We start from the raw sequence: 11347 nt of genomic DNA, 5'->3' as shown, positions 1-11347 counted from the left end.
TTTTGCATGTCAATTTTAAAAAAATTAATAGTTACTAGGTTACAGTTGGCCCGACAAGAACACGATGAAGCAGAATGCCGACATCACGGATGCGTAGGTGACGGAGTATTGTGTTCGCTTCTTATTGTTGTCGAGTAGGTTGAACAGAAACAGAAAGCTGAGTACGGGAATAAGCAGGTAAGCCATGTACAGAATGATCGTCGCCATTCTTAACACCTCCAAGTAGTAGTTGTTGATAAATACCATGTAAATATTGGCATAGACGTATTCTATCATGCTTTTACGCGTTTGGGTACAAAAGGTTTTTTATTTTTTTGTGAATGAAGGGCAAAGCTTTTCAGTTTGCGTATTGACCATAGTGGTCAATACAATTATGATAATAATTACCAAATATTCGAAGTGAACAACTAAAGGGTGACAGTCGCGATGAATTCGAAGTTTATGACCCTATCTACAGAAAAGCAGAATCGAATCATAAACGCAGCCATGAAGGAATTTGTACGAAAAGGATATGAGCATGCATCGACCAATGAGATGGTGAAAGGGGCTGGGATATCGAAAGGCTTATTGTTCCATTATTTCAATAACAAGCAGGAGCTGTTTCTCTCTTTGTATGATTATGGGGTTGAGAAGGTTATGGGCCTTTTTTACGGTAGAATCGATCTAGAGGAGAAGGATTTCTTTATTCGATTTAGGCAGGTTCAACAGGTGAGATGGGAGCTGCTTATGCAGTATCCGGAGCTGTTTGAATTTCTAAACGCCGCATATATCGAGACGGCAAGCAACATTAGGCCGCACATCGAGCAGCGAAATAAGGGACTGACGCAGGAAGCGTTCGGCAAAGTGCTTGCAGGGTTCGATCGTTCTAAGTTCAAGGAAGGCTTGGATATCGACAAAGCAATTAATATCGTCGTCTGGACGTTCCATGGATTTCTAAAGGATAAGATGAAACGTGCAAATGCAATGCAGATAAACTCTGATGATTATGTGCATATGGTGAAGGAAGCGGACGAGTATATCGACATGTTTAGACAGAGCTTTTACAAATAAGGGCAGGAAGCTATGTTTCTCGAATAAAGATTATTAGTTATCGCCATCATGAGGTTCAATCAGCATCTGTATGTATTCGGGGAAAGCATATGGGAGGAGCAGCTGCTCATGGAAAAAATGGTTGTACACTTCGAGGAGTTAACGCCAGCATTGCAAGCAAATGCCGGAGGAAAAGGAAGCATGCTGGCTAGGATGTATCAGCATAAATATCCTGTGCCGGAGGGTATCGTCGTACTGACGTCGGCTTTTCAGGACGGGAAACTGAATGTGCAAGCGTGGTCAGCCGTGCGAGTCTATGTGAAGCGTATGCGCAGCCACCATGGAAAGGTGGCGTTTGCGGTAAGATCTTCGGCGCTTAGCGAAGATTCTGCGCAAGCATCTTATGCAGGGGAGTTCGAGACGGTATTAAACGTAACGACGGATGAGCAAATCCATGAAGCAATTATGAGGGTATATGACTCAAAAAGCTCTGAACGGGTGGAGGCTTATAGTGCCGTAAAAGGAATGGAGCAGGCGCATGAAATCGCGATCGTTATTCAAATCATGGTTCGTTCCGAGCTATCGGGTGTCCTTTTCACCGCAGATCCAATTACAGGCAGTCATGCAGCTATGGTAGGCAATTATGTGCATGGATTGGGAGAGCAGCTCGTATCGGGCGAGGCGGATGCTTTGTCATTTGCACTCCGGAGACCAAGGGGAAAGTATGAAGGCCCGGATGAGTGTAAGCGGCATGCATCCAAGCTGTATCGATTAGCGTCTAAGCTGGCAGGAGATCTGGGAAGTCCACAGGATATCGAGTGGGCTGTAGCGGAAGGTAAACTATATATTCTCCAGACGAGACCAATCACGACGCTAGTGCTGGGGAATCTGGATACGTATGAATGGAATGAAACGCACTCTGGCGATTTTCTATGGACGAATACGAATATCGGCGAAGCCACTCCAGACGTCATGACACCGCTGACATGGTCCGTATTAAGAGCTCTTGATGAGGAATCGAATATGATATCGGGCTTCCGCATTATGTCGGGCAATATATGTGGGAGGGCATATACAAATATAAGTTTGCCGGTGTCTATATATCCAGCATTGGGAATGTCACTTACAAAGAATCTGGATAAAGTGTCCCAAACGCTTGGCAAGATTCCAGAGGGAATGGAATTTCCCGTATATCCTTATTCTCGTTGGCATGTGTTGACAAAAATTGCTCCGTCTATTTTCCGTTTCGCTAAGAAGGTCAAGACTACGCTTGAGGATATCGAGCAGTACCTCGCTGACAATCCCGATTGGTGTACGAGGATGACAAATCGTATTCAGGCAACAAGTTCGTGTGAGGAACTGTGTAGCATATGGAGTGATGAGCTGTGGCCTTATACATGCAAGTCATGGTGGGGCTTAATAGCAGGTGGACGGAAATTCGGGGATGCGAGTTATAAGCTGAATAAGGAACTTACTAAGCTCTCTGGTATGGAGACTGCGAATGCGTTAATGTCGAATTTGCGAGGAAAGTCTGGATTGGCCAGCCTTGGGCCGGTTATTGGCATATCGCAGGTGCTCCAAGGGACGATAAGTAGAGAAGAATACCTGAAGCAATACGGTCATCGCGGCCCGCATGAATTTGAACTGTCGCTTCCTCACCCGGGAGAGGATCCCAAGTGGCTAGAGACTCAAATCGAGGAATATAAGAGATCGGACACGAATGTGGAGCAGCTCCTGTGCCGTCAACAGTCGCAATATGAAGCTGCTTGGGAACGGTTTGAGCAGAAATATCCGCAAAAGGCGAAGCACATAAAGATGCAGATTGCCAAGGCTTCGGAGTATGCTCATCTAAGAGAGGAGACGCGATCCGAATTTGTGCGGGTGTACCGCGTTATTCGTGCATTTGCGTTGCGGGCGGGAGAGATTAGCGGGGCGAGGAGCGACGTGTTCTTTCTGTATAAGGAGGAAGTGCTGAGGCTGCTTGCTGGAGATGGCGCAGGTATGAAGCATGTTGCTGCACGTAAGGAGACATACGAGAAATACTTGGCGCTGCCGCCGCTGCCTACGTTGATTCGTGGACGGTTTGATCCGTTTCAGTGGGCGAGCAATCCAGAGCGAAGAATCGATGTCTTCGATGCATCCATGCCTCCAGTTGTGGAAGATGGGAATGGGCTCACGGGTTTTGCGGGCGCTTCAGGCAGAGTAGAAGGAATTGTCCGGGTTTTGAACCGGCCTGAGGAAGGTAACCAACTGCAATCGGGCGAGATTCTAGTGGCATCAACGACAAATGTTGGCTGGACGCCATTGTTCCCAAGAGCGGCTGCCATTATAACGGATGTCGGGGCACCCCTCTCTCACGCGGCTATCGTGGCACGGGAATTGGGTATCCCCGCTGTCGTAGGTTGTGGCAATGCAACAACGAGATTGAAGACAGGGGATCGGGTCATCGTGGATGGGGGCCATGGCATCGTACACATATTGAAGGGGTAGTGGACGTTGCTATCAAGCAGCGAGAGCACTGGCATGGACGGAAGAAGCAGATGTCGGGTACACTAAAGTTATACATGCTGAAACAAAGGAGGGCGTGCGCTGCTCTCCTTTTTAAGGTTGTTCAATAGTCCGCTTTTGAACAGATACTTATATAAATTGCACGAAAATCAGGAAACGGGGTAAACGACAACAATGAACATTCAATTGATATGCGTAGGGAAGCTGAAGGAGAAATACTTGGTGCAGGGCATTGCGGAGTACAGCAAGCGGCTCGCGCCGTATGTGAAATTCCAAGTGTCCGAGGTACCAGATGAGCAGGCACCTGAGAAAATGAGCGATGCTGAGCTGGAGCAGGTCAAGGATCGTGAGGGAGAGCGCATTCTTGGTCACATTAAGCAGGATGCCCATGTCGTGGCGCTGGCGATAGATGGTCAGCTCTGGTCGAGTGAGGACTTGGCTTCGCAGCTCGATCGATTGGCGACGTACGGGACAAGCAATGTAGCCTTTGTGATCGGCGGCTCCAACGGGCTATCCGATGCTGTTCTCCGTCGTGCCAATTCGAAGCTGTCCTTCGGCCGTATGACGCTGCCGCACCAGCTGATGCGCTTGGTACTCGTGGAGCAAATTTACCGTGCCGTGAAGATAAATCGCGGTGAACCGTATCACAAGTAAGCATAAAGTCTTTTTCAATGTTTGTTGATTTTAGATATGGGGTATGCACTTCCAGTCAGCGACCATGTATTAAATTTGGACGATACGAAAAAAAATGGATTCCAACTTATGGTATAATATTTAAGGTGGAAGTTTAACATAAGTCATGAGAAGAGGTGAGAATTACCTTGAAGAGATTGGAATTAATGCACAAAACACAACTTGAATTTGATGAAGCGATAAAGGATAAAGATATAGAAATACTTAAAATTTGGAATTGTAAGATAAAAGATTACTCGAAACTCAATTCTTTAACAAGATTAGAGGAATTAGAAATCTTTAGTTTCGAGGGAACATTAAGTGACATATGCAATCTTATGAATTTATCGAAGTTAAGGTTGATACATATGCCAAAAGTAAACAAATTAGATGAACTAGCTTTATTAACAAATTTAGTGGAGTTGTCCTTAGAATCTCTTCCTAGTTGGGACTCCTCAGGGAAAACATTGGTATTCGATAACTTTATCCCAATTGGTCAGCTGTCCAATCTTAAAAAGCTAGTGATAATGAAAGGCATTGTTAAGGAGCATGGGCTAAAGCCATTAGGTCAATTGAAGAAATTACAGAAGTTTGAAACAGACAATACATTTTCAATGTACGACTTCGCTTGGTTGTCTTCACAATTAGGAGATGTGGATTGTAAGTATTTTAAGTCTTATCATGAAGTGAGTTATTCTCAATGCAAAAAATGCGGTTCAAATAAAGTTAGACTGGCTGGTGTCACACGAAATGGGTTACTCTGCCCAAATTGCAATAAAAATAAAATACTTGAACATGAGCAAATTTTTAATGATATTGTTAGTGCAAGCAAGTAGTAACTTCTTAAAGGGAAGATTTCCGAATAAAAGGTTGCTTCCATAAAGAAACCACTCCAATGTATGTCAGGAGTGGCTTTTCTCATTTATATAATGATGTATATTTTGTGGTCGAACTGTACTTTGGATTTTAGATACATTACGGTGAACCGTACCATAAGTGACGACGAAAAATTTTCGCCGGAGATGGGACAATTGGACGCAGCCGAAACCTTTGCTGCTCCCCCGTTCCGATAAAATTCATTCTTGCTTTCAAACAATCCCTCTACTATTTCATCCAGATGGGCCAATAGAACGTGCTTTCCCTTATGAAGAGCGTATGGGAACATGGAGTGCTGAGGTTCTTGGTAATGACACCTCGTGTGAGATCAAGGAATATTTCTATGAGCAGTACAATCGGGGTTCCGAAGTTACTCAAATTGTAAGTATGTACACCCAACGCTTACTATCTACAGTCGGCATTGGAGTTCAATACAATCTTGCTTATCCTCAGTTCGCCATCTCTATGAAAAAGGCATTGCTACACTGGAAGTAAAATGAAGGCCTATACAGTGAAAAAGTTTCTAAGGAAACGATTACTAGATTAAATAGCTTATTAGTCCTCAACAAGTAGCAGTATATATTAGTAACTTAAGATATAAAGGGGGATTTATTATGAATATTGTTGTTGCGGAACATTGGAATCTTGAAAAGCATGAACTGCCCGGCGTTAATAGCATCATCTTTCCAAATGGCACTGTAACAATCTTAAGTTGTTACAGCGCATATAACCCCAACACAAATGAAAGTAAATTTTATTGCTCTCCCTTGTGTGACACAACCATTGAAAGCATATCAAAGTATAATGTTGAATGTTGGACGATCGTTGATGAATGGGTCAGTATTGATTATCAAGACGGGAAAATCTGTGGCGGTGATGGTCAAATGGGAAATGAAGGATTTATTGCTTGTGCGGATGCTGAAGACCGTTTGGTATGGGGAATATTTTTTGAAAATTCAAACCCTATAAAAAGCTTAGAAATTAAAGATAAAATCCTAATCGATATTAATGAGCATACCGAATTACAAATTGAAATCAACTTAGAAAACCTCACCCAAATTAAAATGACTTCCATAAAACCTAAAAACGAGCCAACTAATTGATGAAACAAATACCAAGCACGAAATTTCCTAATATAGAGTACTCACCTGGCTCCTGCCATTTCCTCGATCCGTGATTTGGACTGGGCTTATCCCTCTTTTGTGGAAAACTACAAGGCGTATGAGCTAGCTCCCCGCCGTCTTTTTCCCGTTGGAGGCATGGGAGATGGCAGCACGGTAGTCGAAGATTTGGAGACAGGACAGTTGTTGATTTTGCTCCATGACTGTGCTGAGGATGATCCTTTTGAGGAATTGGCTGACAGTTTTGACGAGTTGATTTTGGAACAAAAGGCAAAAATCATGAGGGGAGTATTGGAAGATAAGAGGTGAACGGATCGGAGCGTGCAGTAGCACGAAAGGCACCCAATATTGGGTGCCTTTTGATTTCGCTCTATAGATGTTAAGCTGAACCGTATCCACAAGTAACGGCAAGTTTTTATTGTACAACTCGAATGAAATGGAACAGCTAGGCTATTCGCCAGGAGGAAATATGGAACTTTTTACTGATACTCCAAGCGATGGGATTCAAATGGTTTGAAGTTGGTTGTAAACAGTGTTACACTCAAAATCTATATTTTGTAATACACCTAAGAATAGTCACTATTTTAGTTATAAAGGAAGGTAATACTGTGATAAAAGTTGATAACTTATCCTTCTCATTCCCGCAAAAAGAACTATATAAAAACATTTCATTTACGCTTGAAGAGGCACAACATTGCGCTTTCATAGGAACGAGTGGCAATGGGAAGAGTGCATTAATAGATATACTGATGGATCCAGAAAGATATTTGTTCGAGGGTAAATTAGAAGTTGACCCGACTTGCAAAATTGGGCATGTAAGTCAATTCTCTCAACAAGACAAAACAAAAGAAACAACAGTTTTTGAATATATAGCGGAAGAATTTATTAAGATACAAAATGAAATAACAGCTATTTGTACAGAGATGGAAACATCATCGGATATTGATTCATTATTAGAAAAGTATCAATTCGCTTTAGACGCATTTGATTCCATCGGTGGGGATGATTTTGAGAGCAAAATTAATAAGAAACTAAATCTAGCAAACCTCATGAAGCTAAAAGATGTTAGCGTATCCGATCTGAGTGGTGGGGAATTCAAACTTATTCAAGTGATGAAGGAGATGCTTAGTAGCCCAGACTTAATGATTATGGACGAACCCGATGTATTTTTAGATTTTGAAAACCTAAATGCGCTCAAAAATCTTATTAATTCTCACAAAGGAATGCTGCTAGTTGTTACGCACAACCGATATCTATTGAATCATTGTTTCAACAAAATTATACACCTTGAAAATAAAGAGATCCAAGAGTTTGATGGCCGATATATAGATTATAACTTCTCATTACTTCAGACTAAAATTGAGTTGCAAGAAATCGCAGTCGCTGAACAAGAAGAAATTGAGAGATATGATAACATCATTGATAATCTTAGAGCTATCGCGACTGTTAATGCAGATGCATCTAGAGGGAGAGCACTAAAAGCCAGAGTTAAGTTTCAAGAAAGATTGGAAGCACGTAGAATTAAAGCGCCATTTGTTGATATAAAGCAACCGAATATTCGTTTTGATATGGATCATGAACCGGAAGATACCGTTGTTGTAAATGTTAATAATTATCGTGTTGCCTATGATGAGTTGCTGCTAGACAATGTTAACTTTGAGATAAAATCTACGGATAAAGTAGCCATTATTGGTCCAAACGGTACCGGGAAAACGACTTTACTCCGAGATATCTATAAAAATAATCAGGATTCAATTGAAATAAATGCTGATGTTAAAGTGGCTTATTTATCTCAAATTCAAGGCGAAATGCTAAAGGATTCTAATACAATACTCGAAGAATTTATCGATGCTGGATTTAATACGTATGATGAGATTAGATCGTATATTTCTGGCTATGGGTTTGAAGGAGAAATCGTTAATCAGAAGATAGAATCTCTATCTGGTGGAGAAAAAAATACGCTTCAATTGGCCAAAGTTGCTGCCAGTAAAGCAAACGTATTGCTTCTAGATGAACCGACAAGCCATTTAGACACCTATTCTCAAATCGCTTTGGAGAAAGCCATTGAAGACTATAAAGGTGCGATTCTCATGATTTCTCATGATTTCTATTCTGTTGTAAATGGTATGGATTATGTATTAATCATCGACGATAAGACAATAAGAAAAATGAGTATGCGTAAATTTAGACAGATGATTTATGCTAGTCATTTTAATAAAGACTATTTAGAAGCTGAACAAAATAAAAAAGCAGTTGAAATGAAAATAGAATTGGCTTTAAAAAATGCTGATTTTGAATCCGCAAAAATATTGGTTGATGAGCTAGAAGAGCTGATTACGTTGCTTTAAAATACACCCCTCTTATTGACTTCCTGCATGAAATAGACAGGTATGTCCATAATAGATAGAATATAACCTAGACTTGAGAATATAGAGAACCGTTGTTACTTATATAAAAGGGGTTTACTTATGAGTGAGCAAGGCTTTAAAGACTATAAGCTAAGCGAGGAAATTACCCGCGCTTTAGACGACTTGGGGTATCAACAAGCAACGGAAGTTCAGAGCAAGGTGATCTCCATTGCGCTTGAGCGTAAGGATATGACCGTCAAGTCCCATACGGGAAGCGGGAAGACCGCAGCTTATGGCATTCCAATCTGTGAGATGTTGGAATGGGACGAGAATCGGCCGCAAGCCCTGATCTTAACGCCAACCCGCGAGCTTGCCGATCAAGTTAAGCAAGATATCATGAATATCGGCAGATATAAAAGAATAAAGGCAACTGCTATTTATGGGAAGCAGCCTATGGCCAGGCAGAAGGTGCAACTGCAACAGAGAAATCACGTCATTGTAGGCACACCGGGGCGGTTAATCGATCATATCGAGAAGCAGACGATCGACTTGGAGCAAATAAAGTTTCTTGTGATCGATGAAGCCGATGAGATGCTGAATATGGGATTTATCGAGCATGTGGAGAAGATTATCCGCGAGCTACCTCAGGATCGAATGACCATGTTGTTCTCGGCGACCTTGCCCAAGGACGTGGAGAATTTATGCCATAAGTATATGAGTCATCCTTTGGACATAGAGGTGAAGAGCGAGGCTAGAACGATAAGCCAAGTTGAGCATTCGATTTATTCAGTCAGGGATGAGAACAAGCTTAATCTGCTCCGGGATGTTACCATCGTCGAGAATCCGGATAACTGTATTATCTTTTGCCGAACGCAGGTCAGGGTTGAAGTTGTGTTTAAAGAATTAAATAAGCATGGGTATCCTTGCGGCAGAATTCATGGGGGAATGGAGCAGGACGATCGCTCTAAGATCATGAACGCGTTCAAAGAAGGGGAATTTCGTTATCTGATCGCGACGGATGTCGCCGCGAGAGGGATCGATATCAAGAACATCAGCCATGTCATCAACTATGATTTTCCGCAAGAGAACGAAAGCTATGTCCATCGAACCGGTCGTACGGGAAGGGCCGGACATTCGGGGACAGCGATCTCCTTCGCCACGCCGACCGAAGAAAAATTCGTTAGCAACGTCGAGCGATATATCGGGTTCGAGATTCCTAAGAGAAACAACCCTTCCAAAGAAACGATCGCACGTACCAGTCCTGCCTTTGAAGCAAAGATAAGGAACGGGCGAACCGTCAAGAAGGAGCGGAGCTCCCGTTCGAATCAGGAAGTTCTAAAGCTCTATTTTAACGGGGGAAAGAAAAAGAAGATCAGGGCGGTAGACTTCGTCGGCACCATTGCTAAGATTGACGGGGTGTCGGCGGATGACATCGGGATTATCACGATAGAGGATAAGGCCTCCTACGTGGATATCCTCAATGGTAAAGGGCGCCTCGTTCTTGATAAGATGAAGGATACGACGATCAAAGGCAAGCTGCTGAAGGTACAAGAGGCGAACCGAAAATAACAATGACACAGAAGAGAGAGTGAATGATTATGATACAAATAACGATTCCAACACCAGATGTCACGATTTACAAACAGATTGATCCTAAATTAAGCCATATATACGGGTTTACGGATTTCATTCTGATTCCTAGAGATAAAGCGGGGATCTTTATGTTCTACAATGATAAGGATGAACTCCTATTCGTCGGCAAGGCGCGGAAGCTAAGACCTCGGATCAAGAAGCATTTCGAGGATACGGTGTCGGTCATCAAAGAGAATCGGGAGGAAGTGACCAAGATTGAGGTTTGTTTGGTCGAGGATCCCGTCCATAGAGAAATATACGAGACGTACATTATTAACGAATATAAGGCTAAGTACAATGTAGATAAGGTGTTATACAAATAATAGACAGTGCTCCTATCGCCCAAGGAGCCATAAAATGATAAGATAACGCAAAAATGCCTTTAACCCGCTGAACGTGGATTAAAGGCATTTTGATATATGTACCGAGCTAAATATGTAAGTTGGTTGCGGGGGCAGGATTTGTTCCTGCGGCCTTCGGGTTATGAGCCCGACGAGCTACCGGGCTGCTCCACCCCGCGATAGTATTAGCTAAGTGAGGCGATCTAGGAAATGGATAGCGAGACGCGGGCGTTAAGCGAGGCTATGATATTTATCACAAGTGTTTGGTAAGCTTCATCAGTAAAATATTCTGGACATCTTAGAGAATACATCATGGGGGTAAGAAAGTATGTTAGAAAAATTATTAAGTCCATTTACTTCGATTCTATCGAGGCTAAAATATGGACAAAAGTTTATGCTCATCAGTGTACTATTTATTATTCCAATTATAGTCCTTCTATATGAATGGAACGCGACACAGCAAACTCAAATAAATTTCATCAGAGGCGAACAAGCTGGTGTTGAGCAGATCAGTGAAATAATGCCCTTTATGCTACAGGTACAACAGCAACGTGGGCTGATCAATGGTTACTTGAATGGAAATAAAGAAGCAAAGAGCACCATTGAGGCGAAGCTACAAGAAATTGCTCAATTGATGGAACACATTGAGTCAAAATTTCGGAAGGAAAACCTACCCCAGTCATACGAAAAATGGGCCTCTATTCATAGAGAATGGATTGAACTGCGTGATTCTTATGAGAGCTTAGAGGCATCAGATAGTTTTGTCCGTCATTCAAAACTGGTGGAGCAGATAGAAGAACTGATAGTCAGCAGTGCCGAT

General features: G+C 42.4%; 10 protein-coding genes, 1 tRNA gene and 1 pseudogene. 10 read left to right on the top strand and 2 right to left on the bottom strand.

Annotated elements, in window-relative coordinates:
- Positions 1–39: 39 nt before the first annotated feature.
- Complete coding sequence (locus AZ66_RS31535; protein ID WP_155987339.1) at positions 40–207, bottom strand: hypothetical protein; 168 nt, start codon at positions 205–207, stop codon at positions 40–42.
- A gap of 219 nt (positions 208–426) precedes the next feature.
- On the opposite strand from AZ66_RS31535, the gene AZ66_RS21370 reads away from it, so the two are divergent.
- The 9 genes from AZ66_RS21370 to AZ66_RS21330 all read left to right on the top strand — a co-directional run bounded on the left by AZ66_RS21370 (position 427) and on the right by AZ66_RS21330 (position 10509).
- Positions 427–1050 (top strand): TetR/AcrR family transcriptional regulator, encoded by a 624-nt coding sequence (locus tag AZ66_RS21370; RefSeq protein ID WP_044356667.1) that lies wholly within the window; start codon positions 427–429, stop codon positions 1048–1050.
- A 108-nt stretch (positions 1051–1158) separates the two neighbouring features.
- Entirely contained in the window at positions 1159–3519 is a 2361-nt protein-coding gene (locus tag AZ66_RS21365; RefSeq protein ID WP_044356666.1) for a PEP/pyruvate-binding domain-containing protein, read from the top strand.
- A gap of 192 nt (positions 3520–3711) precedes the next feature.
- Positions 3712–4191: a 23S rRNA (pseudouridine(1915)-N(3))-methyltransferase RlmH gene (rlmH, locus tag AZ66_RS21360; RefSeq protein ID WP_021257511.1), complete on the top strand. Its 480-nt coding sequence runs from the start codon at positions 3712–3714 to the stop codon at positions 4189–4191.
- 167 nt (positions 4192–4358) lie between these two features.
- Complete coding sequence (locus AZ66_RS21355) at positions 4359–5045, top strand: hypothetical protein (protein ID WP_156160039.1); 687 nt, start codon at positions 4359–4361, stop codon at positions 5043–5045.
- A gap of 654 nt (positions 5046–5699) precedes the next feature.
- Positions 5700–6188, top strand: a complete 489-nt coding sequence (locus AZ66_RS21345) for a hypothetical protein (protein WP_044356663.1) — start codon at positions 5700–5702, stop codon at positions 6186–6188.
- A gap of 156 nt (positions 6189–6344) precedes the next feature.
- Positions 6345–6515, top strand: coding sequence for a hypothetical protein (locus AZ66_RS31530; RefSeq protein WP_156160038.1), 171 nt, complete (start codon positions 6345–6347; stop codon positions 6513–6515).
- Positions 6516–6814: 299 nt separating this feature from the next.
- Positions 6815–8554, top strand: a complete 1740-nt coding sequence (locus tag AZ66_RS21340) for an ABC-F family ATP-binding cassette domain-containing protein (protein WP_044356669.1) — start codon at positions 6815–6817, stop codon at positions 8552–8554.
- Positions 8555–8674: 120 nt separating this feature from the next.
- Positions 8675–10123 (top strand): DEAD/DEAH box helicase, encoded by a 1449-nt coding sequence (locus tag AZ66_RS21335; RefSeq protein ID WP_044356662.1) that lies wholly within the window; start codon positions 8675–8677, stop codon positions 10121–10123.
- 29 nt (positions 10124–10152) lie between these two features.
- Positions 10153–10509: a nucleotide excision repair endonuclease gene (locus tag AZ66_RS21330; protein ID WP_044356668.1), complete on the top strand. Its 357-nt coding sequence runs from the start codon at positions 10153–10155 to the stop codon at positions 10507–10509.
- A gap of 120 nt (positions 10510–10629) precedes the next feature.
- Here AZ66_RS21330 and AZ66_RS21325 read toward each other — a convergent pair.
- A tRNA-Met gene (locus AZ66_RS21325) sits at positions 10630–10706 on the bottom strand.
- 149 nt (positions 10707–10855) lie between these two features.
- On the opposite strand from AZ66_RS21325, the pseudogene AZ66_RS21320 reads away from it, so the two are divergent.
- Positions 10856–11347, top strand: a pseudogene (locus tag AZ66_RS21320) (hypothetical protein); the annotation flags it as partial.

This window comes from Paenibacillus sp. E194 (assembly GCF_000935845.1).
GTDB lineage: Bacteria > Bacillota > Bacilli > Paenibacillales > Paenibacillaceae > Paenibacillus_B > Paenibacillus_B alvei_B.
Note: the sequence above shows the minus strand (reverse complement) of the source record. Positions and strands in the feature narration are given on the sequence as shown.

Excerpts from the sequence above, each read along its gene's own strand:
- AZ66_RS31535 (WP_155987339.1), bottom strand. The coding sequence starts at position 207 with ATGGCGACGATCATTCTGTACATGGCTTACCTGCTTATTCCCGTACTC.
- AZ66_RS21370 (WP_044356667.1), top strand. The coding sequence starts at position 427 with ATGAATTCGAAGTTTATGACCCTATCTACAGAAAAGCAGAATCGAATC.
- AZ66_RS21365 (WP_044356666.1), top strand. The coding sequence starts at position 1,159 with ATGGAAAAAATGGTTGTACACTTCGAGGAGTTAACGCCAGCATTGCAA.
- rlmH (WP_021257511.1), top strand. The coding sequence starts at position 3,712 with ATGAACATTCAATTGATATGCGTAGGGAAGCTGAAGGAGAAATACTTG.
- AZ66_RS21345 (WP_044356663.1), top strand. The coding sequence starts at position 5,700 with ATGAATATTGTTGTTGCGGAACATTGGAATCTTGAAAAGCATGAACTG.
- AZ66_RS31530 (WP_156160038.1), top strand. The coding sequence starts at position 6,345 with ATGGGAGATGGCAGCACGGTAGTCGAAGATTTGGAGACAGGACAGTTG.
- AZ66_RS21335 (WP_044356662.1), top strand. The coding sequence starts at position 8,675 with ATGAGTGAGCAAGGCTTTAAAGACTATAAGCTAAGCGAGGAAATTACC.
- AZ66_RS21330 (WP_044356668.1), top strand. The coding sequence starts at position 10,153 with ATGATACAAATAACGATTCCAACACCAGATGTCACGATTTACAAACAG.